Origin of the sequence: Pantoea dispersa, from assembly GCF_014155765.1 — a bacterium.
GTDB classification, from domain to species: domain Bacteria; phylum Pseudomonadota; class Gammaproteobacteria; order Enterobacterales; family Enterobacteriaceae; genus Pantoea; species Pantoea dispersa.
In genome coordinates this window covers 263,895-290,632 of record NZ_SCKT01000005.1, presented here as the reverse complement: position 1 = coordinate 290,632, position 26,738 = coordinate 263,895, and the positions used below count along the sequence as shown (strand labels likewise).

Here is a 26,738-nt window from a genome sequence, read left to right as displayed (position 1 = left end):
GAAAAAGCGCCACAATGTGACAAATCGATAGATCCACGGAGGCGCCAATGCGCGCATTAAACCGGCATTCGCTGCTGCTGGCACCGTTAGAGGCCGACGGCAGCCTGACGCTGCAACAGCAGCTGTATCAGCGGCTGCGCCAGGCGATACTGAATGGTCAGCTGGCGGCGGGCACGCGCCTGCCGGCGACCCGCCAGCTGGCGGCTGAACTGCAGGTGTCGCGCAATACGGTGATCGCCGTCTGGTCACAGCTGCAGGCGGAAGGATTTATCCTCAGCGACCGCCAGGGAAGCCGCGTCAGCCGACTGGCGCACACGCCGCTGCCAGCGCAGGCGTCCGACGACAGCGCCGACTGGCCGGTTTCCGCGCGCGCTTCCCGGTTGCACTCGCTGCATCGCCTCTCCAGCCAGGAGCTGGCGCTGCGCCCGAGCACGCCGGCGCTGGCGCATTTCCCGCTGGCGCAGTGGCGTCGCGCGCTCAATCAAACCGCGCAGCAGGCACAGCTGCTGGGCTACGGCGATCCGCTGGGTGAGCTGGCGCTGCGTGAGGCGCTGGCGCAGCATCTGGCGCTGGCGCGCGGCGTGCGCTGTGCGCCGCAGCAGATTGTGATTACCGAAGGCGCGCAGCAGGCGCTGACGCTATGCGTCGCGCTGCTCACCAATCGTGGTGACACCGGCTGGGTGGAAGAGCCGGGCTATCGCGGCGCCAAAGCGGCGATGCGCCTCGGCGATCTGCAGATCGAGCCGATTGCGGTGGATGCGCAGGGACTGGCACCGACAGCGCAGGACTGGCAGCAGCGCCCGCCGCGGCTGATTTACACCACGCCGACGCATCAGTATCCCACCGGAGCGATCATGAGCGCCGCGCGCCGGCTGGCGCTGCTGGCGGCGGCACAGCGGCATCAGGCGTGGATTATCGAAGATGATTACGACAGCGATTTTCGCTACAGCGGCGAGCCCATTGCCGCGATGCAGGGCATGGCGCAGCCGACACCGGTGATTTACATCGGCTCCTTCAGCAAGACCCTGTTTCCGGCGCTGCGCATCGGCTACATGGTGCTGCCCGCGCCGCTACTGCCGCGGCTGCGGCCAGCCTTGCATGAGCTGTTACGCGGCGGTAACCGGCCGGAACAGCAGGCGCTGGCGCTGTTTCTACGCAGCGGGGATTTCAATCGCCACCTGAGCAAAATGCGCCGCCTGTATCGTCAGCGGCAGGCCACGCTGCGGGCTGCGCTACAGGAGACATTTGGTGCTCAGGTGCCGCTGCTGGGCGGTGAGTGCGGTATGCATCTGGTGTTGCCGCTGGCGGATACGGTGGATGATGTGGCGCTGACGGCGCAGCTGTTTCGCCATGGCTATGCGCCTGGCGCGCTGTCAGGCTTTTATCTGGGCGGGCAAAAACAGCAGGGACTGGTGCTGGGATACGGTAATACCAGCACCAGTCAGATAATGGCAGGCGTGGCGCAGTTAGCGCGCCTGCTGCCGGGCATTAACCCTTGAAGAAAATGTCGCCGGATTTGCCCATCACGATCTTGCCGCTGTCGTCGGTGATCAGGATGTAGTTAGCGTTGATGTAAGCCCAGTGCGTGCCTTCCTGCGGTGCAGGCAGGTGGCGCGGCTGCCACTCAACGATGGTGTACTGCTTTTTACGGTACTCATCCGGCACGACGTCACCGACTTTATACTCTTTGTAATCGATGATGATGGTGTGCAGATCGTAATTATTGGCGGCGGATGGCGCTTCACCCGGACCGTTTTGTGACGGGCGAATCGGCGCAACATCGCCACTGGATTCTGCCGGTTCACTGCTGGCGGGCGCATCGCTGGTGGCCGCTGGCGCTGAGGCGTCCGGTGCGGTTTGCTGCACCTGCGGCGGCATCGGTACGCTATCGGTTTGCTCACCTTCTGCCAGTGCTGCTGGCGTCAGGCTTAAAGCGCCCAGAAAAATTCCTGCTGAAAGAAGGGTGACGTGTGTCCTGCGCATTGGTGATTTCCACTCTGGTTAATTATTTAACTGTCCCATTTACTGACAAGCGCCACGTGCGGAAGGTTCCCGCGCCGCGCTTAGCGCGTCAAATTTCGCTCCACAGCATACCTCAGGCGGCGCGCTTTGCTGAGCAGCAAAATTGCAAGCAACCGTGTTCATATCCCGGCGATCTTTACGCGCCAAATCACGCAGCAGCGCAATGCCGAGATAGTTGCTCCAGTTGAAGGCATTCTGCAGCACCACGATGGCATTGCCGTGGGCGCGATCGTAGCCGATAAAACTGGCATAACCGCCAATATACCCCACCTGATACGTGATCTGCTGCTGACCATAGGTATCGGTTACCCAGGCGATATTCTGCGCCTGGTTGCCATGCTGCTCATAAGGATGATTAACCTGCGCCAGCGCCTGACCGAGCGCGCCCTGTGCATCGCTGTGCAGATGCGCATCGAGGTAGCGAATCAGATCGCGCGCATTGCTGTACAGGCTGGCGGCCGCCACCATATTGCCGCGAAAGGCCCAGTCCGGCGTCAGCTGACCACGCGCGATCAGTTTCGGCTGATCGCCGGCGTGGCCCAGCGCGCGCCACGGATAGCCGCGCAGGGTTTGCGGATGGAAGCTGCTGCTGGTCATGCCGAGCTGACCAAACAGCTGATGCTGCGCCAGCGTTTCAATGTCCTGATGCAGGCGATGCTGCAGAATATAGCCCAGCAGCGCATAGCCGAGATTGGAGTACTGCGCCGCCGGGTGCGCGGGGGCGCTGAAATCGGCCAGATAACTCAGCACGGCATCGCTATCCAGATTGCCGTAAAAATTTTCGCCGCTGCGCAGGTAAGCCATAAATTTCAGGAACATCGGCAGATCCATATCCTGACGCGGCAGCCCTGAGGTGTGCGTGACCAGCTGCAGCAGCGTGATACGTTTTGCATCCTCACTCAGCGGCACGCCGCGCGGCAGCAGCGTGGCCAGCGTGTCGTTCCAGTGCAGCTCGCCGCGATCCACCAGCCCGATAATGACCTCTGCGGTAACGCCTTTGCTCAGCGAGCCCAGCGCAAACAGCGTATCCGGCGTGATGGGATAACGCTGACGCGCATCGGTGACGCCATAGCTGTAAAACTGCGGCGCGCCGCGCTGGTGAATAATGGCGATGCTGATGCCGGTCACCTGCTTTTGCTGCATGTAGTGGCGCACAATGTCATCGACGTTTTCATGGAAGGAGGCGTGGGAAAGATAGACGCGATCGCCCACCGGCGCGGACGTTTGCGACAGCGTTCCGCAGCCGCTGAGCAGCAGACACAGGGCTGACAGCCGCAGGTGAAACCATGCGCGAGAAAGCGTCAGCCGCTGAAGTCTGACGAAGCGGGAAGTAGCCATCAATTGATAAGTTATTTTTTATGTTATGCAGCAGGTGCCACTGGTGTTGGTGGCGAAATATACCACAGAACAGCGGGTGCGCCACCTGTCAGCCGCTGGTGGCGCCGGGCATTATTGATTAACCGGGATAACCGATCCTTTGTAGTGCTGGTTGATAAATTCAGCAGTTTGTTTTGATTCGAGATCTTTCGCTAACGCGAGAATGCGCGGGTCGCTGGCCAGCTTTGGCGTGGTGACCAGCACGTTGGCATACGGATTATCCTTTGCCTGTTCCAGCGCCAGCGCGTCTTTTGACGGCACCAGCCCGGCCTGCAGGGCATAGTTACCGTTAATAATCGCCAGCTGCGCATCATCCAGCGCGCGCGGCAGCTGCGGCGCTTCAACTTCAATGATCTTCAGATGGTGCGGGTTGTCACTGATATCCGCCGTGGTCGCCAGCGTACTGGCGCTGCGGCTTTTCAGCGTAATCAGGCCGTTGGCCTGCAGCAGATAGAGCGCGCGGCTCAGGTTAGTGACGTTGTTGGGCACCGCCACCTGCGCACCATCCGGCAGATCTTTCAGTGATTTCACTTTGTGCGAGTAAATCCCGAGTGGCTCAATATGCACGGTCGCCACCACGGCAAATTTTTCGCCCAGCGCTTTTTCCTGATCGCGCAGATAAGGCACATGCTGGAAATAGTTGGCATCGACGTCGCCACGCGCCAGCAGCTCGTTGGCGTTTAAATTGCCGTTAAGCTCGATGACCTTCAGGTCGAGCTGTTTGTCGGTTTGTTTGATGTAGTTGAGGATCTCACTGTGCGGCACCGGATCGGCGGCCACGCGCAGTGCCGCGGTGGACGCCACGCTGCTGAACAGGGCCATCAGGGCCAGTGACGCTATCATCGTTTTCTGCATGGGCTTTCCTTACGTTTCTTATGATTTCACTGTGCTTAATGCATCAGCGTAATAGCGCTGCGCCACATCGCGATGGGAACGCAGACGCCCTTTGAGGTAGTTCCAGCCCACTTCGCGCAGCAGCGGATTGTCAGGATCGCTGGTCGGGCCGTGGGCTTCTGCCGCCAGCTGCGGCGGCAGCTGATACAGCGGTACTTCGGCGTCCAGCTGCGCACCGAGGAAAAAAGCGATTGACACGCGTTCACGATTAGCCGGCGGCGACACCACGCGGTGCACGGTGGCGCGCAGATACCCATTGCTGGCAATCTCCAGCAGTTCACCGATGTTGACCACAAACGCGCCCGGCTTCGGCAGCGCATCCACCCAGTGACCGGGTGACACTTCCACCTGCAAACCGGGCTGATCGTCCTGCAGCAAAAAAGTGAGGAAGCCGGAGTCTTTGTGCGCGCCGACGCCCTGCTGGCTGGCTTCTGCCGCCTGGCCGGGATAACGAATCAGCTTGATGTGCTCATTGGGCTGGGTGCCATACAGCGCGTCGAACGCATCCGGCGGCAGCGCCAGCGCTTTGGCAAAGGCACGCAGCAGGCGCAATGCGATGGCGGTCATCGCCTGCTGCCAGGCGTGCATCACCGGACGCAATTGCGGTAACGCCTCCGGCCATAAGTTGGGCCCCTGCAGCCGTTTCCACGCCGGATCGCCCGGCTGCAGCGTCAGCGCCACGCGTTCGGCACCGATATCAAACTGTTCACGCTGATCGCGCTGGTCGCGGGTGTATTCCACACCGGCGTGGTTGTAGCCGCGAAAATGCGGCGAGTGGATCATTGCCACGCGCTGCTTCTCCGCCTGTGGCAGGGCAAAAAACGCCCGCGTGATACTCTGCACGTTATGCAGCAATTGCGGGTTGATGCCGTGATTAACCAGATAGAAGAAACCGACGTCACGCGCGGTCTCCCGCAGCTGCGCCAGGTAAGCTGCCTGCTCTGCGTCCGGTAATTCCAGCAGGGCCAGATCCAGTACTGGCAGGGTATCCGCCATGATGTTGTCTCCTCGCTATCGGTAAATCCTGCGTTTACGCTGACATTCGCCGCCGTTTCCCGCCAATACTGTTGCGCCATAAGTTATGGCGATTCCTTTTTAGGCGCACTTCAGCTATCGATATGCAAAAAGCGGTAAATCAGGCGCGCTGCCGCTATAATCGCGCCCAGCAATTTTTGCCCACCAATGCACACCGCAGGAGACGCCGGATGAATCAGGGTCCGTTAACCGAAAAAGAGCTGAACTGGCTTGATGACATGCTGGAAAAATATGGCAACGAACACTCCGTGGTGGACACCGCCGAACTGGACGGCATGCTGACCGCCCTGCTCTCCGGCCCGAACGACATCGAACCGAGCGAATGGCTGGTGGCGATCTGGGGCGGTGAGAAAAAGATTCCTCAGTGGGCGAACGCACGCGAAATGGACCGCTTCATGGCGCTGACTTTCCAGCACTTCAACGACATCGCCGAGCGGCTGGCGGAGTATCCGGAACAGTTCGATCCGCTGTTCGGCGAGCAGGAGATGGAAGACCAGCTGTTTACCGTGGTGGAAGACTGGTGCTACGGCTACATGCGCGGCGTAGCGCTGGATGCGGACTGGTCGCAGCTGCCGGCGGCACAGCAACCGGCGCTGCAGGCGATTGCGCTGCACGGCAGTGAAGAGCAGCTGGCGCAGCGTGAAGCCTTCACCCCGGACGCGTTTGAGACCAGCATCGAGGCGATTCGTCCGGCGGCGCTGGAACTGCACGAATACTGGCAGGAACAGCGCATGGCGCAGCCCGATCCGGCCCCGCAGCTGCCGCATTTTGCCGGTGAAAAAACCGGCCGCAACGATCCCTGCCCGTGCGGCAGCGGCAAAAAATTTAAGCAGTGCTGCCTGAATAAAGCCTGAGACGCTCACGTCAACGCAGGCCAGCGCTAAAACTGGCCTGCGCACCGCGTTATTTCCCGGACGCGAGAAATTCCATTACCGCCGCATTCAGCGGCGCGGGGCACTCTTCAGGTAACCAGTGACCGCAGCCAGGTAATACTTTGCCGGTGACGTGCGAGGCGTAGCGGCTGACCACCTGCTGCTCATAGGCACCCAGTCCGCCGTGACCGCCACCGCCAATCGCCAGCATCGGCACGGCAATTTTCTCGCGGGAAAGCACTTTATTGTCCGCCACTCCCTGATTCAGCACGCGGTAATATTCAAAGGCGGCGTTCAGGCTGTGCGGTTTTGCATAGGATTTGCTGTACATATCCAGCAGCGCCGGGGTGAACACCGCTTTGTTGGCGGCATGTTCTTTGATGAAATGCTCGAAGAACAGGCGCTCTTTACCGGCGATCAGCTGCTCAGCGAGCTGCCCCTGCGCCGCAAAGAAGCTGAAGTGCCACACCAGGGATTCGCCTTCGGGCGTAAAGGCCGGGAACTGATAGATACTTTCATCCGGGATTGGCGCTTCCATGAAGATGGCGCGGCGGATGCTGTCCTGATGTTTCACCAGCAGCGGATAGGTATTCCAGATGCCAATATCGTGCGCCACCAGATCGAACTTTTTGCCGCCAGCGAACTGTTGTGCCAGCTGATAAAGCAGCGGCGCGACATCGGTGGCGCGATACGAATGCGGCACGTCAGACTGCCCCAGCCCCGGCAAATCCACCGCCACGACGGTGTGATTTTTTGCCAGTTCCGGCATTAGCTGGTGCCACTCGTACCACGTCTGTCCGAAACCGTGCACCAGGTACACCAGCGGTCCGCTGCCGCCCTTCACATAATGCAGGCGCACGCCATTCACGGTTTGATAGCTGCTGGTGAAACCGGCGGGCAGCGGGAATTCATCCGCGGCAGTGCTGGCAGCGGAAAACAGCGCGGCCGAAGCAAGCAGCAGGGTTAACAGTAATTTTTTGAACACGTGATTGATCTCCATTTTGTGATAATGCCATTTAAAACAGTTATTTAAATTTTCATGTGCGCACGGCAGGTCAGTGACCTTGTACGCGCTGATGCCGCGCGCCGGGCTGGAAACCGTACTGACGCGCCTGCAGTGCGATGAGGAAGCCAATCGCCAGCAGCAGCAGCAGCGCCAGCGGGAAAGACGCCACGCCCCAGTGAGTAAGCAACACGCCACCGGCCAGACCGCCGCCGGCAATCGCGCTGTTCCACACCACCACGTTCATCGACAGCGCCACATCCGCGCCCTCGCCCGCCGCATCCGCCAGTGCCGTTTGCAGCAGCGTGGCCGCCCCGCCAAACGTCAGCCCCCACAACGCCACGCCGACATAAACCAGCAGCGGCAAGCGCGCCAGCCAGACGAACAGCAGCGAGACCAGCGCAAACAGCGCCAGACTGCCGAGCACGGCGACGCGCAGGTGGTGATCGACGAGGCGACCGGCCAGGCCGATAGCCGCCAGCGCCGCGATGCCAAACACCAGCAGCACGCTGTCCACCTGCCCGGCGAGACCCGCCTGGGTAACGAACGGCGCAATGTAGGTGTAGAGAATGTTGTGCGCCGTCATCCACGCCAGCACCACGCCCAGCACCGGACGCACGCCTGGCGTCATGAACACCGTGCGCAGCGGCAGACGTTGATCGCTGCTTTGTCCCGGATAGTCAGGCACCCGCAGCAGCACCCAGCCGATCAGCAGCAGCGTCAGCGCCGACATGATGCCGAACGCCGTGCGCCAGCCTACCGCCGTGCCCAGCCAGGTGCCGACGGGAACGCCCAGCGCCAGCGCAATCGGCGTGCCGACCATCGCCACGGCAAGCGCTTTGCCCTGCTGTTGGATCGGCACCATGCGCCGCGCATAGCCGGCCAGCAGGCTCCAGGCGAGTCCCGCCGCTGCGCCGGCGAAAAAGCGCGCCACCAGCGTCAGTGCGAAGTGGGTCGAAAACGTGGTGATGGAGTTGAAAATCAGAAAACCGACGATAGCCAGCAACAGCACGTTACGGCGGCGCCAGCCCTGAGTGGCGATGGTCAGCGGAATCGCCGCCAGCAGCGAGCCAAGCGCATAAACGGTCACGGTCTGCCCGGCCAGCGCGGTGGAAATGCCAAGGCCCGCCGCCATCTGCGGCAGCAGTCCGGCCGGTAAGGTTTCGGTGATGATGCAGATAAAACCGGTCATGGCCAGCGCCAGCAACGCGCCCAGCGGTAGCGGCCGGGTTTTATCCGCGGCGGTATTCAAAATTGTCACAATCAGCGTTCCCGATGTCATCAGCGTGCAGGTGAGGCGCGCGCCGGTCGTTGAAATTATATGTACCGATCAGTATATAAATTGGCGAAGTGCGACAACCTGTTACGGTTCAGGAACAACCCCGCGGATACGCTATCCGCCGCCCGCCGGCACAAATATATACTGATCGATACATTAGTTGACGTGCGAGACCGTTGTCAACGACTTATGTATCGATTAGTATTTAACCATTGAGCTTAACGGAGCACTGAGATGGCCACTATGGGACGGCCGCGTACGTTCGATCGTGATGCGGCCATTGAACAGGCGATGAAGATTTTCTGGCAGCACGGTTATGAGTCGACATCGTTAACGCAGCTGAAGGCGGGAATTGCCGGCGGTATTTCCGCACCGAGCTTCTACGCGGCCTTTGGCTCAAAGCAGGCACTGTTTCAGGAGTGTGTGCAGCGCTATCTGTCGACTTACGCGCAGGTGGTGGAGCCGCTGTGGGATAACAGCCTGCCGCCCCGTACCGCAATGGAGACCGCGCTGCGGCGCTCGGCCAGCATGCAGTGTGAGTCCGGCCATCCGCTGGGTTGTATGGTCGGCCTGGGCGTGATGAGTGCGCCTTCCGCCGAACACGCGGATGTCACGCAGCCGCTGGCGCGCTCACGCGCCCGCACGCTGGCAGGCATGACGGCCTGCGTGCAGCGCGGCATCGACAGCGGCGAACTGCGCGCCGACACTGATGCCGCCGCCCTCGCCATCGCCCTCGACGCTTTTCTGCTTGGCGTGTCGGTGCTGGTGCGCGATGGCGTCAACGGCGCGCAGATCGATACCGCCATCGCCCACGTCATGGCCGCGTGGGACGCGGCAAAATCCGTGACGGATTAAGCATCCCTGCCGCCCGGCGTTGCGCGCTGAACATTACCCCGCCGGTTTGACTTCGGTGACCAGCGTTGGCAGCTGCCATGCGCCGCCGGCGCGGATGGCACGACACATGCCGGTGGTGGCCTCGCTGCTCTGCACAAACTGGCGGCCATCCCACACCCATGCAGCGGTGCTCCAGCAGTCACCAATGCCGCGCCCTTTCTGCGCTTCGCTGATCACGCCGTCGTGATAATCAGATCCGGAGTCGGTGATCAGCTGCGGCGTGCCCTGCAGCGCGTTATCCAGCAGCCAGAAACCGTAGCCTTCGTTGTAAGCCCCGCGCCAGCACAGCGCGGCGATCAGCACGTGCTGCGCATCCACCGGCGTCAGCGTAGGCGGTTCTGCGCCCTCTTCTGGCTGATCGTCGGACGGCGCGAGATTGTCACAGCTGTCGTCATCGGTCAGCGAGGCAATCAGCTTTGGCTTGACCTGTGCCAGTTCATCTGGCGTCAGCGGGCGCGGCGCGGCTTTCAGCACATGGACCTGCTGGATCACCGGCATCGCCACTGCCGCCGGTACGCTGGCCTCCGGCTGGTTGCCCTTGCGCACCAGCGCGCCCGGCGTGTTCAGCCGTCTCTGCGCCTCGTCCATTTTCAACAGCGTGGCAAAGGCCCCGTTGCCGGAGAGCTCAAACGGCTCGGCCGCACCGCGAAACTCTACTCTGGCGCTGCCTTTGATGGCGGCGATCAGCGCCTGGGTCTGCGCGTCGCTTAGCGTCCACTCATCGTTCTCCGCTTTGCTGACTTCGCCCAGCGCGCGATCGTCAATCCACAGCGCCAGCGCATTTACCTGCTGCGCATCATCGTCGCCGGTATCGGCCAGCACCACGCGCCCGTGCGTCAGGCTGTCTGGCCCGCCGGCGCGCGTCAGCAGAACCGATCCGCCCGCGCCTTCTTCGGCGCTGTAGCCGGCGGCGCGGCAGGTCAGCGTATTATCACAAGCCAGCTCCCAGTCTTTATGGCTAAACGAGACGCCTTCGTCGGCCCACAACGGCGTACTCAGGCTGGCGAACAGCGTCAGCGCCAGCAGCAATCGGCTTTTCATGCCATCTCTCCCTAATGGTAAAGGTGGCTAGTGTGATGATTTTTGCGGCGCGGGAGAAGTGAATTTTTTGCGGCGGGTCTTATTCCATCGCTGCCTGTGGTTGTGGCTGACGCGCCATCAGGCTCAGCGCCACCAGCATCGCCAGCGCCACGGCAATCGCGCCAGCGAGATACACCGAAGCCACGCCGCGGTGGGCGGCCAGCGCGCCCGCCAGCGGACTGGTGACTGCCAGTGCGATATCGAGAAACGCCACGTAAGCCCCCATCGCCAGGCTGCGGGTGTGCGGCGGCGCACGGCGCACCGCTTCCACGCCGAACGCCGGAAAGGCCAGCGAATAGCCAAAACCGGTCAGCGCTGCGCCGAGATAAACCAGGGTCGCGTCATCAGCGCCCCAAATCAGCAGCTGACCGCAGGCTTCAATCAGCACACATACCAGCGCGACACGCGCGCCGCCCAGCTTATCCGGCAGATGGGCAAAGAACAGGCGCGCCGCGATAAACGCCACGCCAAATGCGGTGAACGCCAGTGACGCGTTGCCCCAGGCCCTGGCCGCAAACAGCAGCGCGATAAACGCGGTGATCATGCCAAAACCGACGCTGGCGAGCGCCAGACCCAGCCCGGGCCGCCATACCGCGCCCATGACTTTGTAGAACGGCGTGCGTTTGGTCGAGGTCGGCGCGACGGCGCGCACCTGGGTGATAAACATCAGCGGCAGCAGCGGTACCACGATGATCGCCATGGCGATGCCGGTGAAGTGCCAGCCGTGATAAATCGCCACGCCCAGCGGCGCACCCAGCGCCCAGGCGCCGTAAATCGCGATACCGATCCACGCCATCACTTTACCGGCATTGGCCGGTCCCACCAGCCCAAGCCCCCAGCCGAGCGCGCCGGTGGCCAGCAGGCTCTCGCCCAGCGCCAGCACCACACGCCCCAGCAGCAGGATGGCCACCGAGCTGGCAGGCCGATCAACGAACAGCAGCGAAATCAGGTAGATCACGCCGGAACTTGCCACTACCAACAGCCCGGCCAGCACCGCACGTTTCGCGCCGCGCATATCGGCGAAGTTGCCCGCCCACGAACGCGTCAGCAACGACGCGACAAACTGCGCGCCGATGACCGTGCCGATCGCCAGCGTATCCATGCCGAGGTTCTGCTGCAGATGCAGCGGCAGCACCGGCAGCTGCATCCCCATGGTGAGAAAAGCGATAAACACCGCCAGCGTCACCGGCAGCAAGGTGATAAATACATTATTTTTCATCGATATAATCCAGAAAAACTGCCGCACGCAGCGGCAGCGTGATATCAGAGATGGGTGTAATAGGCAGGCGTATTGAGCTCGCTCAGCAGGTCCGGACGGGTTGCAGACCAGTCCAGCAGCGTGCGCGTGCGCTGGCTGGAGACCGCCATGTTGCCCGCCGCCATGTTGGCGAACCAGCCAAAATGAGCCCGGTCGCGCTCGCCGCTGGGCAATCCGAGCTGGCGTCCGATCGTCTCCGCGATTGCGCGGAACGGCACCGCCTCATCGGCCACCGCGTGATAAACGCGTTCGGTGACGCCCTGCTCCAGTGCCAGCCGATAGACGCGCGCCGCATCGCGACGGTGCACACCGGACCAGCAGTTTTCACCGCTGCCGCACCAGGCGGAAATCCCGCTCTCACGCGCCAGCCGCACCAGAATCGGCACGAAACCGTGGTCGCCGAGGCCATGCACCGACGGCGCCAGCCGCACCGTCGCCACGTGCACGCCGCGCTGCGACAGCGCCTGCGCCGCCGCTTCCGACTGACGCGGTGACACCGGCTGCGGCTGATCCAGCTCCGTCGCCCCGCGCGCCATACCGGACAGGCCGGACGTCACCAGCAGCATGCGATCCGATCCGGCAATCGCCTCGCCGAGCAGTTCGATCACCTGGCGGTCCTGCTCGCAGTTCTGCACGAAGCGCGAGAAATCGTGGTTAAACGCAGTATGAATGATGGCGTCCGCGGATTGCGCGGCGTCACGCAGTACGTCAGCGTCCTCCAGCGAACCGCGAATAACCTGTGCGCCAGTGACGGCCAGTGCCACGGCTTTTTCCGCCGAACGCGCCAGCCCTGTTACCTGATGGCCCGCCGCGATCAACTCTTCCACCACCGCTGAACCTACCCAGCCAGTGGCCCCGGTGACAAATATCTGCATGGTCTTCTCTCCTGCACGTTAAAACGCGAGTGTTTCGTCGTGTTGATATGATGCGTGCTGTGGAGCGGTGGCGCTAATCGCATCAGCAATGCAGGAGCAAGCCTTGTCGGACAAGGCCTGAGGGCATGAAGACCGCGACTTATTCGGCGAGAGTTCAGGTTTACAGCGCTGCGACAATCTGCTGGCGCAGCCATTGCTGGGCGGGATCGCGATGCAGGCGCTCGTGCCACAGCATCAGGATGTCAAACCCTTCAATCTCCAGCGGCGGTGCCAGCACGCGGAGCTGCGGCGCGTTTCGCACCAGGCGCTCCGGCAGTACGGCGACCAAATCACTGTTGGCCAGCGTGTCGAGCATAAACAGGAAATGCGGCACCGAGAGCGCGACGCGGCGCGTGCGGCCGAGCCTGGCCAGCGCGCGATCGGTGGCTGCACTGAAGCCGCCGCCATCCGGCGAAACCATCACAAACTCCAGCTGACAAAAACGGTCCAGCGTCAGGGGCTGCTGCAGCTGCGGATGATCGTGCCGGCCGGCCAGCACGTAGCGCTCGCTGAACAAGCGGCGCTGATGCAGCGTCGGCGGCGCGTTGTCACCGGTGTGAAACACCATATCCAGCTCGCCCTTCTCCAGTTGCTGCGCTACCTGCGGCGGATTGAGTGCAAACACCGCCATGCGGCTGCGCGGTGCTGCTTCACGAATGAGTTTCAGCGCCGGCAGGATCAGCGCCGATGACATGTAATCGGTGGCGGCAATACGCCAGGTGAGCTCCGCGCGCGCCGGATCGAACGCTGCCGGCGGTGCCACCGCGCGCTCCAGCGCTTCCAGCGCCAGACGCAGCGGCTCGCGCAGGGCCTCGGCGCGGGCGGTGGGCAGCATGCCGCGCGGACCGGGCAATAGCAACGGATCGTCAAACAGCACCCGCAGGCGCGCCAGCTGAGCGCTTACCGACGGCTGCGACAGATTGAGGCGCTGCGCTGCGCGCGTCACGTTCTGCTCCACCAGCAGCACGTCTAAGGTGTGCAGCAGATTCAAATCCAGCGAGTGCATATTCATTCTGTCTATACCTGAGATATCAGTAATTGATTTCTACTATAGCCAGTGCTGGCTTAACCTGCAGCGGTTTTCATCTCACAGGATACCGCCATGAATGTTTTGATTGTGTATGCCCATCCGGAACCGCGCTCGCTGAACGGATCGCTGAAAGACTTTGCCGTGAATCATCTGCAGCAGGCGGGCCATCAGGTGCAGGTGTCAGATCTGTACGCCATGCAGTGGAAAGCGCAGCTGGATGCCGCCGACACGCTGGCGCCCCCGGTGGGCGCGCATTTTGATGCCACGCTGGATTCGCGTTTCGCCTATGAAAACCAGTTGCAGGCAGCGGACATTGCCGCCGAGCAGGAGAAGCTGCGCTGGGCCGACACGGTGATTTTTCAGTTTCCGCTGTGGTGGTTTTCGATGCCGGCAATCATGAAAGGCTGGTTTGACCGCGTGTATGCCAACGGTTTTGCCTATGGCGTCGGCGAGCACAACGATCATCACTGGGGCGATCGCTACGGCGAAGGCTCGCTCACCGGCAAGCGCGCCATGCTGGTGGTGACAACCGGCGGCTGGGAGTCGCACTACGCGCCGCGCGGCATCAACGGCCCGATTGAGGATCTGCTGTTCCCGATCCAGCACGGCATGCTGTTTTATCCCGGCTTCAGCGTGTTGCCACCGCTGGTGTTGTATCGCGTGCAGAAGTCGGCGCAGGAGCGCTTTGATGGCTGGTGCGCCGCGCTGGCGCAACGGCTGGATCGCTTAGCGCAGGATCAACCGATTGCCTTCCGTCGCCAGAACGGCGGTGAATATGTGATTCCGGCGCTGACGCTGCGCGAGGATCTTGCGGAAGGTGAGCGCGGATTTGGCGTGCACGTGGCGCGCTGAGCCGCAGGCCGCCAAACCGCAGCGGCGCGCTGCCGCATTATTCAAACAGCCAGCGCCCCGCCTGCGCCGACGTAATCAGCATGCCCAGCGTGAAATCCGGCACTACCGGCACTTCACGTTTATTGAACGGGTTGAGGATTTGCGCCAGCGACGGTTCGTCCGGGTAATAGGTTTCAATAGCGAAATTCGCGCGATCGACCCCGAACTCGCTGAAAAACTCTTCCATCAGCGCGGCAGCTTCGTCACGCTCGAAGTTGAGATCGCTGTCGATATCAATCTGCGGCGTGAGCGTTTTCTGCTTGAACAGATACACGCCGTCATAGCGCCGCACCAGTTCATAGATACGCTGTTCGAGTTGCTCTGTCATCGTCGCCTCTTCGCCTGTGCTGATAGGATCGCAGGGCATTTTGCCATGCCTTGCCGCGAGGCAGGAGGAAAAAAATGTCAGCCGTGAATACGTATCGCAATCCTGCATAAAAATCCCGATAGCCATTGCTACCGGGACCCTCATCACTTAAGCGGCAGATAGATATCCGTCAGCAATTCGTGTTCCGCCACTTCATGCACGAAGTTGTGATAGTGGAAGAACAGCGGGAAATCGCGCAGCTCTTCACCGCTGGCCGGCAACCATTCGCTGTAGAGCGATCGCGCCAGCTCGGTCAGTGCGCTGTGCGAGCCGTGATGACGCAGCACCGCGCAGCGTCCGCCGGGAATGGTGCTGTTGACGACGCCAAAGGCGTTGTCTTCGTTAACCGGTGCTGTCACCGAACCGCAAAGGTGATACTGAAAATCCCCGGCTGGCGTACTGGCCGGATCGCGCGGCGCGACGCCGAACGTCTGGCTGCTGCGCACCGGCGACGCGCCGCTGCTTTTGCGCCAGGCAATAAACTGCGCCGCCGTTTCGTTGATGCGCTGCGGATCGCCGTGATGCGTGAGCATCGCCACCGGCGTGGTGGGAAACATTTTAATCTCAACTGACATACTCTCTCTCCGTTTGACGGGTGGCTGAGGCATGCGCTGATGCCAGGTCATCCACACCGGCTGCTGACGAAACTCACTCGGCGTCACGTCAAATACCTGTTTAAAGGCGCGACTGAATGATTCGGCATGCTGAAAACCGGCATCGAGCGCAATCTCAATGATTTTCTCGTGCGGATTGAATGCCAGCCGGTACGACGCCCGTTTGAGCCGCATCAACTGGATGTAACGCCCCGGCGGCATGCCGCACCAGGCGCTGAACTGGCGGTGAAAGTGGTACGGCGAAAAGTGCGCCACTTCACTCAGTTGCTCCAGCAGCAGCGCTTCATCAAGATGGCGTTCGATGTAGTCGAACACCTTGTCAAAGCGCTTGCGGTAGGTCTCGCGGTGATCGTTTTTGTTTACTGGCATAGCATCCTCTCTGGGGAATGAGTATGCCCGTGTGGCGGAGAGTGGGCCTGATGGATCTTGCGGAGTTTTGAGGGAAAGTCTTTTTTTTGTTGACGATGCTCAGGCTGCGATCAACACCGTACATTGACTTTTTACTCGCAGGGCGGTTTACTTTTTTAATCATAGTCACACTATTAGTGAATGTATGACATCAAAAATAAACTGGCTGCTGCAGAACACCGCTCCAGGAAGCCTGGTTTTACAAAACTGGCTAACCCGAAACAACATATCGCCTTCACTGGCATTTAAATACGCGCAAAATGGCTGGCTGGAAAAACTGCGTGCTGGTGTTTATGTCCGCGCTGGCCGGGAACCTGACTGGAGCGATGCGCTATGGTGTCTGCAGAACCAGCTTGAAGCATCAGTCTATCTGGCTGGATTGAGTAGCCTCTCCTGGCAGGGACGATCCCATTACCTGCAGCTTAAACAGAGTCAATGCTGGATTAGTGTTGAAAATAAAACCATATTGCCCAAATGGTTTAAAGAATTTTCCCATGTTGAGTGGCTTACGTTATCGGCCTTAAAACTCCCTCAACTGGATGAGAAGTACCGAACCCAGCTTGAGATCAAAGGGAAAAAAATAACTGCCAGCGTGCCAGAACTGGCCGCCTACGAGCTATTAAGCGCGGTGCCTAAGGAAATCTCATTTGAGCATGCTGCCGAGCTTTTTCAGGGGCTGGTCAATCTCAACCCACGTAAAGTGGAAAACCTCCTCACGCTTAGCCAGTCTGTGCGAACCAAGCGCCTGTATCTTTTTTTCGCCAGCTTCTATGAACATGCATGGTTCAAACGTGTGGATACCAGCAAAATCGACCTGGGATCGGGCAACCGACAAATCGTTGTTAATGGCAAACTGGACACGCAATACCTGATTACTGTGCCCGAAAATTTTACTAAGAAGGGAATAAGCCATGGATAAAACCTCACCTTACTACCGCCAGGTCGCGCTGCTGGTGCGGGCATTACCCTATGTCGCTAACGAGACCTGTTTTGCGCTGAAAGGTGGAACTGCGATCAATTTATTCATCCGTGATTTTCCCCGATTATCCGTTGATATCGATCTGGCTTATATCCCACTGGAAAGCAGAGAGGTTGCGTTACCTAACGTGCGGGAAGCGCTTGCCCGCATCGCTGCCGAACTGGAAGCGCAAGCCGGGATCAGCGCAGTGCTGCAAACCAATAACCCCGATGAGATGCGCATCATTGTCACCACGAATGACGCGCAAATTAAAATTGAAGTTTCACCCGTTGCCCGTGGAACATTGTATCCACCGCAAGAACGCGATGTCGTGGAAGCGGTGGAGGAAGAATTTGGTTTTGCCGCGATCCCGGTTGTCTCACTGCCTGACTTATACGGTGGCAAGCTATGTGCTGCGTTAGATCGCCAGCATCCCAGAGATTTTTACGACGTTAAAATGCTCCTTGATACCCAGGGAATCGACCGGACGATTTTCAATGGCTTTATTACTTATTTGCTTAGCCATAAGCGTCCATTGTCTGAAGTGCTTAGCCCGCGCTGGAAGGATATTACCGCGCCCTTTCAAAATGAATTCAGCGGCATGACCTTTGAGGTTGTCTCACTGGAAGCGCTGAGAGAGGTTCCGGAAAGCATGCTCAGTGCGCTGAAGGCGCATTTTACTCAGCAGGACTTCGATTTCCTGATGTCATTCAAACGCGGCGAACCTGACTGGCATTTAGCACCAGAAACCCACATTCAAAATTTGCCAGCTGTTCAATGGAAGCTCAGCAACATCATAAAAATGTCGGAAGAAAAGCGCGCGCAATCACTGGGTAAACTGGAAAAGGTCATGACTGAATGGCTAAGTTAGTTTATTAAAATTGATATAGTGACACTGATAGTGAAACTATCTGAGTTTTTATAAACCAAAGAAGCCCTTTCGGGGCCAAATACCTTCTTGAAATTAAAATATAAAATCGGTGTTGGCCTCACTAGAGATCAGGCTTGTTGAAACCTGCGTGCCGCAGACTCCAGACTTCCATTCAAATTAATCATGCTCTCTCGCTGCTTTTTAGTTGGGGTTCAAAATCATAGCCCTGATAGGCGAGCGGAACGTGCCATCCAACTGTTTAACACAATTTTGATGTGGAGCTTTAGAAACAGCTTCTGAGCTAACTGTCATAGGAGTTAATTCGATAAGCCGATTATCTACCCAAGTAGCCATGTAACTGTCTGGCGGTGATTCCAAAAAGCCAAAAGCAATTTTAGAGCCTTCGAATTTTATACGCCTGGTAACTTTCGGTTTAAGAAGTAAACTATTTTCACCTTTCCCCATAGTGAATCTAAAACGGAGCCGTATAGCATTGCCTTCAGGTGATAGTGTTAATGATTCTGGTTTTATGTTATTCGATACACTGACAGGTACAATACCTTCTATTGATTTTCGTAATGTGATAGTTGCTAGCGCCGTCTCAGACTGAGCGACATACATTCCCGCCATGCGCCTGAAATTGGCTACCCACATCTCATTCAGGCGGAGGGCGATATTTTTACGCTGTATAATTGTCAGCGGCTTAGTCTCTTTAATAACTGCAGGCCGATCAACAACCATCACAGTGTTTGGATTCTGACTACCAAATAAAATATCCAGCCCTCCTCGTGAATCATGCTTCCCTGCTAACAATGGATCATCATGGTTTTCCCAACAATTTGTCTGAGCCAGGCCCATCATGTATAAAAACTGCTCAGTTAATGTAATATATAAATCCCCAATACCCTTAGAGTATGAAGCGCCTATATCAGAGTGAGATCCAGGCAAATAGATAGTATTAATACGATTTATAGGGAAAAACTGCGCACCTCGAAGTAACGGTGTTTTATCCTCATCAATAGTTGGAATAAAAAGCCAGTTTCTGGCCTCGTCTATTGCAACAAAGTGCACAAGATAATCAACGTCCTGAGGTATGTTCAGAATAAGGCGATCTTGCTGACCTGTTGCTACGGTATCGTAGAGCAGCGCATAAAATCGTGGACTATTAATATCCGAATTGAAATACTGGCCCCAATGATTACTGACCATATTAATAAAGTGCCTGGCAGTTGCCGCTCCCCGACTGAATCCGGTAACAAAAACACGAATATCAGTTTCAGGATTTTGCTTTAGCCAAATTCTGGCTTGAGCATAGAATTTTTTTTCCGCATCTGCTGCAATTGCCATACTACTTCTACCAGTTGCAGCGTCGAAATAATCGATACTACTGCCCTGCATTCCAGCTCCGGGATAGTAAATATCAGCTTGTACAAGCTCTGCTATCCTGGCAACAAGAGTCTCCCGCTCACCAGATGGTATCCTGGCATGATCGTTGAGCGTCCCATCAAAAGCAACTTTGTATATTCTCACAGGTCGATTTCCAATGGGGGCAGTGATCAATGGCGCGTCTAAGACTGTAGACGTAATCTTATGGATTTCTTCATAATCTGTCACTTTTACAGGTATAGAGCGGCTACCCGAAACTAATTCAGTACAAGCACTTAAAAAACCACTCATCAAAATACATACAAGAATAGTGCACAGTTGACGAACCCAATTTCCAGCCATCTTTCCCTCGCATGCCGTTCTAATATCACTGCCAATGATGCTAGAGTTTCCGAAGCTTGCAAATATTACTTAGAATAGCTCTGTACTGCCCTCTGAAAGTTAACCGCTCCCGATGCGATGTCGGGAGCGGTTTATCATTCAGATGACTTTCTGTTTACCGGCAATGACCCGAATAAACTCCAGCACCTGCTTTTGTTTCCGTGCTGACAGCTTGCATGCCTGGCGCAACGACTGCATTAGCTCATCCTCTTTCTGCCGGGCGGTGAGCACAATGCAGCCTTTCATTACCTTCACTTCAACCGCCATGCCACTGGCAAAACCAGCCTCCTCCAGCCATTGTCCTTTCATGATGATGGCAGGAGTTCGACGATAATCCGGATAGCAACTCGCATAGCCAACGGTTATTTGGCGATTATTTGCCGCGAGGACTTCTGGTTCAGACGGTTGTGCAATAGAATGCGTGTCAGTCATGATTACTATTCCTTCTAAATAGTAGTTTTGATTAGCGGCGGGGGTGTGTTGCAGCATATCTGCGCCGCGCTAAAAACCTGTATATATCATCAGGAAAGAGACAGGAAGCCCAGCTTGAAATAGTGGGAAAAAGCTATTTATAAAATCATTTTAATATAAAAATTACGCTTTAGCTGGCAGGAAATAATAAGAAGCGCACCATCAAAGTGCGCAATAAGACAAGAATCAGGATTTTTTACGCGAGGCTTTTTTACCTGTGCTGGCTGCCAGTTCGGCTTTAATTTTTTCCAGCAACGCGGCGGCACTGTTTTCTCCGCTGATTAATTCCGGGTTTTCAGTCCGCCACTGTGCGGTGAGTTCACCACGGAATGCCTTCGCCAGAATCGATTGTGTCAGATTGTTTACGCGGGCAAGTGCGTTGTTGACCTGTTTTTCAATGGTGTCGGCGTAAGCGAAGAGTTGTTCTACGCGGCGGACGATTTCGTGTTGCTCAGGCAGTGGGGGGAAAGGGATTGGATAAGATTTAATATCAGAAATATTTATCCTAGGCACGGTACTTCCCATTGTCATGGATTTAACAATTTTAAGTATCTTATTAGAGTTGAGCACTATAGTTAAATATTTTCCAGCTATTTTATCAGTAGCTCTGATTAGTACCATTCTCTGCCCAAGGCACAGTTCTACTCCTTTAGGTATTTGGCAGGCAATACCTACGGTACCTTCACGACTATATAAAATATCATCAGCTTCAGGTTTTAGCCTTTGTATTCTTCCTAGATATGTTTGTTCATCAACATATCCCTGATTAGATAGATCCAAATTAAATGGACTGAACGCTGTAGTCCGGACGCAGTATTTTCCTTCAGAGCTCCATTTAGGGGTTGAATGCGGACAGTCCACAATATGAGACGCAATATGGCTCAATGGTAGTTCCTGCCAGTTGTGGTTTTCATCTAACCTATTTGTTAAATTTCCCTCTACCGCAGCAGCCAACACCGCCTGGCGAAAACGTTTCACGATTTTTGGGATTTGCTCAAGACGTGCTTTGCTGCTATCAACCTGCGCCAGCAGCGTATCGAGTTTTTCAGCGATAATTTTTTGTTCTTCCCATGCAGGAATATCAATTTTTAACTCTTTGAAATACTTGAAGTGTCGTGAGTATCCCTTATCTGGAATATTCAGAGCGCAAAGGCTGTAATATGCATATTTAGGGTAAATAAAACCCTTGGATTTTAGTAGTTTAGTACCATCAGCACCAGGCACGAAATTATGCTCCACCCATTTGATGATCCTAGTGTGATCGCCAAATATACAAATAGGCGTAGTTATTTTGATAAGTTTACTCTCATCATTAATATATCCAGAGATATAATTTTTCCCTTGGTCAATTACAGGATATAACCCATGCGGTGAACAAGCAGTACTCTTTACCTTATTGTTTGTGGTTGAAATTTGATCAAAGCAATCAATGGCTATTTTTGACAGCCATGATTCTGGCCTCGTTTTTTCACTCATTCCTTCACCTCACCAAACGCTTCCTGCAGCAACTGACGCTGTGCATCGGCTTCATCGCTCGCACCCAGTTCACGCATCAGCGCATCCAGTTCGCCCATCGCCTGTACCAGTTCGCCCATCGCTTCTGCCGCTAAAATATCCGGTTCCGGCAGGTTGTCGGCATCAATGCTGTCTTTATCTTTCAGCCAGGCGATATCCAGTGAATCGGATTTCGCCGTGCGGATCCACTCGCGGCTGAACTTGCGCCAGCGGCTGGTCGCAAGATGCTGATCGGTGTTTTTGTTCTCTTCGCTGTCGGCTATTTCCGTCTCTTCAGCGTTAAAGCTCCATTCACCTTCACTACGCGGGCTTAAGCCGTGCGGGTCTTCGCCATACACGCGCTCAAACGGCTTTAAATGCTCGTCGGTGAATGGCGTGCGTTTACCAAAGCTCGGCATATTGGTTCGCAGATCATAGACCCACACATCATCGGTGCAGCTCTTGTCCTGAGTCGGCTTCGCCGCCGTGCCTTTGGTAAAGAACAGCACGTTGGTCTTCACGCCCTGAGCATAAAAAATGCCGGTTGGCAGGCGCAGAATGGTATGCAGATGACACTTATCCATCAGGTCGCGACGAATGTCGGTCCCTTTGCCGCCTTCAAACAACACGTTATCCGGTACTACCACCGCAGCACGGCCGCCAGGGAGCAGGGTTTCAACGATATGCTGCATAAAGCACAGCTGTTTATTGCTGGTCGGGTGAACGAAGGTACGGGTAATGTTGGTGCCCGCTGCGCTGCCAAACGGAGGATTGGTCGCAACCACATGCGCCATCGGCAAGGTTTCACCATCGCTACCCAGCGTATTACCCAGGCGGATCGCACCACCGTGGTCGAGATTGCCTTCAATGTCGTGCAACAGGCAATTCATCAGCGCCAAACGACGAGTGCCCGGCACCAGTTCCAGGCCAACAAAAGCACGATGTATCTGGAAATCCTGCGTATCGTTATCCAGGTCATCAAGATCGTTGGTCTGCAACTTAATATAGCGATCGGCTTCAATCAGAAAGCCCGCCGTCCCCGCTGCCGGGTCCTGCACTATCTCACGCGGCTGCGGTTTCAGCAGGTGAATAATGGTTTTGATCAGCGGACGCGGGGTGAAGTACTGACCGGCACCCGACTTGGTTTCGTTGGCGTTCTTCTGCAACAGCCCTTCGTACATATCCCCGAAGTCATCGCGGGATTTGCCGTGCGTGCCATTGTACCAGTCCAGCGAATCCATATTGCTGACCAGCTCGGTTAACTGCTTGGGCTGGGTAATGGTGGTATTCACGTTCTGGAATACCGCCTGCACCAGTTTTTGGTTATCGGCCCCCAGATGCACCAGCAGATTCCGATAGAACTGCAGCTGTTCCTGGCCGATGCGGGATTTCAGATCATCCCAGCGATAGCCTTTCGGCAAGTAATCCGCTTCCTGGCCGGTCTCTTTACACATTTTCAGAAACAGCAGCGATGCGAGTTCGTTAACATAGTTTTGATAGGAGACGCCGCCGTCGCGCAGGTTGTCACAGAGCTTCCACAGCTTCGCGACCAGATCGTTATTGTTCATTGGGTATTCCATAAATAGACAGCGGCCCTAATGAGGGCCGCAGACGATGACATTGCCGGGGATGATAACGCGTTAAGCAGGCTCGTCCCAGATGTAATCGCTGAACTTATCGAGCAGGTTGTCGAGGTCATCGTCGAACGTTTTTTGCAGCATCGCCTTTCCGCCACGCCGATGGAAATTGCCCGTTTTGAAAACGTCGTCGTCAAGCACCACCTTCTCTTTCAGCGCCGTAGCTAAACGGTCGAGCCAGGTGACCTGCTCGCTGCTCCAGTCGTTTTCGCCTTTGATGCGTTTAAGGGCATGATCGACACGCTCATCAAACGGCTTCAGCGCATCACCCACCGCCGCCCGGCGGATATGGCCAATCAGCCGGGCTGCGATATCTTCGTTGCGCGTCTCTTTCCACGCTTTGCGCAGGGAAGATTCCTCAAAATGCTGGCGATCAAACCACTCCTGCAGTTCGACCAGTCCTTTGCGGGTGAGATCGCGCGGACGATTGATCACCGCCTGTAAGGCTGGCTGCGCATTCGGTGAACGTTGCACCAGCGAATCAAACGCTTCAAGGAAATCCTGCGGCGTGTCGTACTCACCATAGAGCGACTTAACGCTTACCACTTCATCGTCAATATCGAGGAAGATTGGCGCATCATTCAGGCTATTGATATCGGCTTTCAGCTTCTCAAGACGGGCAATGAAGCCAGGCAGTTTATTGAAGACTTCGGCACTCCAGTGCGCTCCTTTATCCCGCAAACGCGAGGCGAAACCGTTAAACGTAACGCCCGCTGTGTCCTGACAGAGTTCATCAAGACGACGCACCTGCTTATCTACGGTTTCGCTGCGGTCACGGTTAAACGTGGCCAGGCCGATAATACGCTGAAGCTTAGCAATCAGCTGTTCATGGCTGTGCTCGGCAAAGCTGCGACCATCCGCCTCCATGGTTTTGTAAGTCTCGGAGTCGGTGATTTCATTGACCAGCGTTTGCAGTTCGACCTGAGGACGGATAACTACCGGGCGCATGGTATCGACACTCTCCAGCGAGCTATAAATATCGACACAGTCAAAAATCTTAAAGCTGGTTTTAGCCACCGCCGGACACAGACGCGTCGCACGACCTTTCATCTGCTCATACAGAATGCGGCTGCGTACCTTACGCAGAAAAACGATGTTACAAATCGACGGGATATCCACGCCGGTGGTCAGCAGATCGACAGTGACGACGATATTCGGCAGCCGCTCTTTGTTAAAGCGGGTGATCATGGTCTGCACTTTACGCGCGTCTTTATCGGCATCACCGGTAATCTTGATAATCGCGTCGTGTTCCAGCTGCGGATACTTTTTCTTAAACGCGGCACGTAGCTCTTCCACCACCATATCGGCATGGGCGTTAGTGACGCAGAATACCAGCGTTTTTTGCAGCCCGGTCGGATCGAGATACTCAGTCAGTTCATTACAGACGGCGCGGTTAAACGCGGGAATAATCAGCTTGCGGTTAAAGTCGGCGACCTCAAAATCCTGCTCGTCTTCCAGGGTGTCGTTAATCACTTCACCCTGCGAACTAATACGCTCGACCTGCTCACCCTGAGCGAGATAAACGCCATCCTGCGCGTTGCGGGTGGTGATCTGAATCGGCGGATCCTGATCGATCAGATAACCGTCGATTACCGCAGTACGATAGGTGTAGCGGTAAACCGGATCGCCGAAAATCTGCACCGTATGTAGCGCAGGCGTAGCGGTTAGTGCAACCTTCACGGCATCAAAGTGGTCGAGAATACGGCGATAGGCTGAGACGTAATCCAACTGGCTGCGGAATTGCAGTTCACCTTCGGTCTGCTCTTTATCAAGAATGTAACCGCGATGTGCTTCATCCACCACGATACAGTCGTAACGACCAACCGGCATGGGTTCGTCAGATTGTAGGGTGCGTTTAACCAGCGACTGAACCGTGGCAACGTGAATTTTAGTGCTGTCTTCCGGGAACTTATCTGTCAGCCCTTTAATATCGAAGATGCTATTAAAGGTGTCGCCATTTATACGCGTATCGTCAAACGCGCCCAGCGCCTGCTCACCAAGAGAACGTCGATCAACCAGGAAGAGAATGCGCTTAAAACGCTGGGACTGGATAAGACGGAACATCAGGGCGATAGCGGTACGGGTTTTACCGGTACCGGTCGCCATTGCCAGCAGGATCTCCTGCTGCCCATTGACGATGGCATTTTCTACCGCCCGCACAGCATCTTCCTGGTAGTAGCGCAGGCCCAGCTCACTCATCCCTGGATTATCAGCAAACCACTGATTTTGTCTCTGCGGATCGCTACCGAGCATGTCCAGCAGCTCTTCCGGACGATGCCACTCCGGCAAGGCTTTTGACATGTTGGTGGTATAGCGAACGTCACGATACCAGATGCCGCTTTTGGTCTTCATCGCCGCGCGATATTCACGCCCGTTGGTGGAGAAGCAGAAGGGAATTTTAAAGCGCTGTTCGCCGCTGGTATCCTGCCAGCTGATTTCATAGAGCGGTACCGCTTCGTGCACGTCTTCTGCCGCGTACTCTTCCAGCAACGTATTGCGTAAGAACGCATTATCGAAGTATTTACTGTAGCGATAGGACTCATTGAGCTTGGTGGGAACGTCAATGTTCTTACGCTTCGCTTCTACTACTGCGATGGGCTTAAGACCAACAAATAAAACGTAGTCCGCAAAACCCTGCTTGCCCGTTTCATCTTTACCGGTTGGCCATTCAGCAATAGCTTTGTTGACTCCCGGCTCCGGGCGCGCGCCTTCAGAAAAGCGCAACGCTTTGCTATCGGCCTGCCAGCCTGCTTTACGCAGCTGTGCATCAATCAGGAAGCGACTCTCTTCTTCACTCAGATCAAGCGTACGCTTGATGGCCTGATCGGTGATTTCATTCTGGTATGCCTTACGTTCCTGTTCAGTCTGCTTCGCCAGTTCTGCATTTTTCTCAGCTAACTGGGCTTCCAGCGCCGAAAGTCGTGCTTGTGTTTGCGCTTCAGTTTCCTGCTGCTTACCTTCCAGAATAGCGATATAGCCGTTCAGGCTTATCAGCTTCTGCTGCTGTGCTGCCAGCTCAGCCTGACTCTGCGCTTTTTCGCGTGACTGCTGCTCCAGCTGCTGTTTCAGCGTCAGCACCTCCTGGTAGTAGAGGTTTTCGCCACGTTCAGGCAACGCAAAAACAGGCACTGCGAAATCATAATTTTTCGTGACCAGACGGTAATACCAGACACCCAGACGGAAGCCGAGCCGAAGGCACATCTGGGCATCATCAAGATCGTTATGGTATTCATGCACTGCCTGGTTACCGACACGGCGCAATTTGTGGAATACAGAAAGAATAGTGTCATCAACAAAGGCAATTTTGCCTAACTCACGGAGGAGATCATGTTGATTCTCGCAGGAAGGGACGCCCAGTAGCAGGCCAAGGTGTTTAGCCGTCGCTTCACCAAACATACGCATTTTAACCAGCGTGGTGTTGGGATCATCCGGATAATTGTTTTCCGCCGCACAGGCGATGGCATAAGTGAAATCGTTGACGCCTTTCAGGAACTCAAAATTAGATTTATTCATCATTAAGTTTTGATCTGTCGCTGTGCAGCCTATCCATATATTTATGGCCTATAAGCTTTTATCTTAGCTTCCTGCATCTTCACGGGCAA

At 56.3% G+C, this 26,738-nt stretch carries 22 protein-coding genes and 2 pseudogenes; 6 read left to right on the top strand and 18 right to left on the bottom strand.

All coding sequences use genetic code 11. The features are described 5' to 3' along the window. Positions 1 to 47 precede the first annotated feature (47 nt). On the top strand, positions 48 to 1,499 hold the full coding sequence (pdxR, locus tag H7K56_RS16215; protein ID WP_127834573.1) for a MocR-like pyridoxine biosynthesis transcription factor PdxR: 1,452 nt from the start codon (positions 48 to 50) through the stop codon (positions 1,497 to 1,499). Here pdxR and H7K56_RS16210 read toward each other — a convergent pair. From H7K56_RS16210 to H7K56_RS16195, 4 genes are all read right to left on the bottom strand, one after another. After that, the gene (locus H7K56_RS16210) at positions 1,489 to 1,983 is read right to left on the bottom strand and encodes an RcnB family protein (RefSeq protein ID WP_031279558.1); all 495 of its coding nucleotides are present in this window, start codon (positions 1,981 to 1,983) and stop codon (positions 1,489 to 1,491) included. The genes pdxR and H7K56_RS16210 overlap by 11 nt on opposite strands. A gap of 39 nt (positions 1,984 to 2,022) precedes the next feature. After that, the gene (locus tag H7K56_RS16205) at positions 2,023 to 3,360 is read right to left on the bottom strand and encodes a serine hydrolase domain-containing protein (protein ID WP_249042738.1); all 1,338 of its coding nucleotides are present in this window, start codon (positions 3,358 to 3,360) and stop codon (positions 2,023 to 2,025) included. Positions 3,361 to 3,471: 111 nt separating this feature from the next. Then, positions 3,472 to 4,254: a MetQ/NlpA family ABC transporter substrate-binding protein gene (locus H7K56_RS16200; RefSeq protein WP_150361249.1), complete on the bottom strand. Its 783-nt coding sequence runs from the start codon at positions 4,252 to 4,254 to the stop codon at positions 3,472 to 3,474. 18 nt (positions 4,255 to 4,272) lie between these two features. Further along, complete coding sequence (locus H7K56_RS16195; RefSeq protein WP_249042746.1) at positions 4,273 to 5,292, bottom strand: isopenicillin N synthase family dioxygenase; 1,020 nt, start codon at positions 5,290 to 5,292, stop codon at positions 4,273 to 4,275. Positions 5,293 to 5,498: 206 nt separating this feature from the next. Here H7K56_RS16195 and H7K56_RS16190 point away from each other — a divergent pair, with 206 nt between their 5' ends. Next, entirely contained in the window at positions 5,499 to 6,182 is a 684-nt protein-coding gene (locus H7K56_RS16190; protein WP_150361247.1) for a YecA/YgfB family protein, read from the top strand. Between the two features lie 49 nt (positions 6,183 to 6,231). Here H7K56_RS16190 and H7K56_RS16185 read toward each other — a convergent pair whose 3' ends face one another. After that, on the bottom strand, positions 6,232 to 7,185 hold the full coding sequence (locus H7K56_RS16185; RefSeq protein ID WP_150361246.1) for an alpha/beta fold hydrolase: 954 nt from the start codon (positions 7,183 to 7,185) through the stop codon (positions 6,232 to 6,234). 70 nt (positions 7,186 to 7,255) lie between these two features. Beyond that, positions 7,256 to 8,395 carry an MFS transporter gene (locus H7K56_RS16180; RefSeq protein WP_249042745.1) on the bottom strand — a complete coding sequence of 380 codons (1,140 nt, stop codon included), beginning with the start codon at positions 8,393 to 8,395 and terminating at the stop codon, positions 7,256 to 7,258. Between the two features lie 321 nt (positions 8,396 to 8,716). Between H7K56_RS16180 and H7K56_RS16175 the strand changes: the two genes are divergently transcribed. Continuing rightward, positions 8,717 to 9,337, top strand: a complete 621-nt coding sequence (locus H7K56_RS16175) for a TetR/AcrR family transcriptional regulator (RefSeq protein WP_150361244.1) — start codon at positions 8,717 to 8,719, stop codon at positions 9,335 to 9,337. 33 nt (positions 9,338 to 9,370) lie between these two features. Here H7K56_RS16175 and H7K56_RS16170 read toward each other — a convergent pair whose 3' ends face one another. The 4 genes from H7K56_RS16170 to H7K56_RS16155 form a co-directional block, all read right to left on the bottom strand. Then, positions 9,371 to 10,417, bottom strand: a complete 1,047-nt coding sequence (locus H7K56_RS16170) for a DUF1176 domain-containing protein (protein WP_150361243.1) — start codon at positions 10,415 to 10,417, stop codon at positions 9,371 to 9,373. A 79-nt stretch (positions 10,418 to 10,496) separates the two neighbouring features. Further along, positions 10,497 to 11,675 (bottom strand): arabinose transporter, encoded by a 1,179-nt coding sequence (locus H7K56_RS16165; protein WP_058771424.1) that lies wholly within the window; start codon positions 11,673 to 11,675, stop codon positions 10,497 to 10,499. A gap of 44 nt (positions 11,676 to 11,719) precedes the next feature. After that, complete coding sequence (locus tag H7K56_RS16160; RefSeq protein ID WP_141496405.1) at positions 11,720 to 12,589, bottom strand: SDR family oxidoreductase; 870 nt, start codon at positions 12,587 to 12,589, stop codon at positions 11,720 to 11,722. 160 nt (positions 12,590 to 12,749) lie between these two features. Further along, on the bottom strand, positions 12,750 to 13,640 hold the full coding sequence (locus H7K56_RS16155) for a LysR family transcriptional regulator (protein ID WP_182689033.1): 891 nt from the start codon (positions 13,638 to 13,640) through the stop codon (positions 12,750 to 12,752). 90 nt (positions 13,641 to 13,730) lie between these two features. Between H7K56_RS16155 and H7K56_RS16150 the strand changes: the two genes are divergently transcribed. Continuing rightward, a complete protein-coding gene (locus tag H7K56_RS16150) occupies positions 13,731 to 14,510 on the top strand; it encodes an NAD(P)H-dependent oxidoreductase (protein ID WP_150360430.1) in 780 nt (259 codons plus the stop codon). 37 nt (positions 14,511 to 14,547) lie between these two features. Here H7K56_RS16150 and H7K56_RS16145 read toward each other — a convergent pair whose 3' ends face one another. Beyond that, positions 14,548 to 14,877 (bottom strand): DUF1493 family protein, encoded by a 330-nt coding sequence (locus H7K56_RS16145; RefSeq protein WP_150360429.1) that lies wholly within the window; start codon positions 14,875 to 14,877, stop codon positions 14,548 to 14,550. A 143-nt stretch (positions 14,878 to 15,020) separates the two neighbouring features. Continuing rightward, positions 15,021 to 15,899, bottom strand: a complete 879-nt coding sequence (locus tag H7K56_RS16140) for an AraC family transcriptional regulator (RefSeq protein ID WP_150360428.1) — start codon at positions 15,897 to 15,899, stop codon at positions 15,021 to 15,023. A gap of 184 nt (positions 15,900 to 16,083) precedes the next feature. Here H7K56_RS16140 and H7K56_RS16135 point away from each other — a divergent pair, with 184 nt between their 5' ends. Together H7K56_RS16135 and H7K56_RS16130 are read left to right on the top strand one after the other, a co-directional pair. Next, positions 16,084 to 16,857 (top strand): type IV toxin-antitoxin system AbiEi family antitoxin, encoded by a 774-nt coding sequence (locus H7K56_RS16135; RefSeq protein ID WP_150360427.1) that lies wholly within the window; start codon positions 16,084 to 16,086, stop codon positions 16,855 to 16,857. Next, positions 16,850 to 17,767: a nucleotidyl transferase AbiEii/AbiGii toxin family protein gene (locus H7K56_RS16130; protein WP_150360426.1), complete on the top strand. Its 918-nt coding sequence runs from the start codon at positions 16,850 to 16,852 to the stop codon at positions 17,765 to 17,767. The genes H7K56_RS16135 and H7K56_RS16130 overlap by 8 nt, the downstream gene beginning before the upstream one ends. Before the next feature lie 201 nt (positions 17,768 to 17,968). On the opposite strand, the gene H7K56_RS16125 is transcribed toward H7K56_RS16130, so the two are convergent. The 6 genes and pseudogenes from H7K56_RS16125 to hsdR all read right to left on the bottom strand — a co-directional run bounded on the left by H7K56_RS16125 (position 17,969) and on the right by hsdR (position 26,652). After that, on the bottom strand, positions 17,969 to 19,495 hold the full coding sequence (locus tag H7K56_RS16125) for a T6SS phospholipase effector Tle1-like catalytic domain-containing protein (RefSeq protein WP_150360425.1): 1,527 nt from the start codon (positions 19,493 to 19,495) through the stop codon (positions 17,969 to 17,971). A gap of 138 nt (positions 19,496 to 19,633) precedes the next feature. Further along, positions 19,634 to 19,966 carry an endoribonuclease SymE gene (gene symE / locus H7K56_RS16120; RefSeq protein WP_150360424.1) on the bottom strand — a complete coding sequence of 111 codons (333 nt, stop codon included), beginning with the start codon at positions 19,964 to 19,966 and terminating at the stop codon, positions 19,634 to 19,636. A 225-nt stretch (positions 19,967 to 20,191) separates the two neighbouring features. Further along, positions 20,192 to 21,070, bottom strand: a pseudogene (locus tag H7K56_RS16115) (restriction endonuclease subunit S); the annotation flags it as partial. Beyond that, a pseudogene (locus H7K56_RS23550) lies at positions 21,050 to 21,481 on the bottom strand (restriction endonuclease subunit S domain-containing protein); the annotation flags it as partial. The pseudogenes H7K56_RS16115 and H7K56_RS23550, both read right to left, overlap by 21 nt. After that, positions 21,478 to 23,067, bottom strand: a complete 1,590-nt coding sequence (locus tag H7K56_RS16110) for an N-6 DNA methylase (protein ID WP_150360422.1) — start codon at positions 23,065 to 23,067, stop codon at positions 21,478 to 21,480. The gene H7K56_RS16110 and the pseudogene H7K56_RS23550, both read right to left, overlap by 4 nt. Positions 23,068 to 23,139: 72 nt before the next feature. Next, on the bottom strand, positions 23,140 to 26,652 hold the full coding sequence (gene hsdR / locus H7K56_RS16105; RefSeq protein ID WP_170264740.1) for a type I restriction-modification system endonuclease: 3,513 nt from the start codon (positions 26,650 to 26,652) through the stop codon (positions 23,140 to 23,142). Positions 26,653 to 26,738 lie beyond the last annotated feature (86 nt).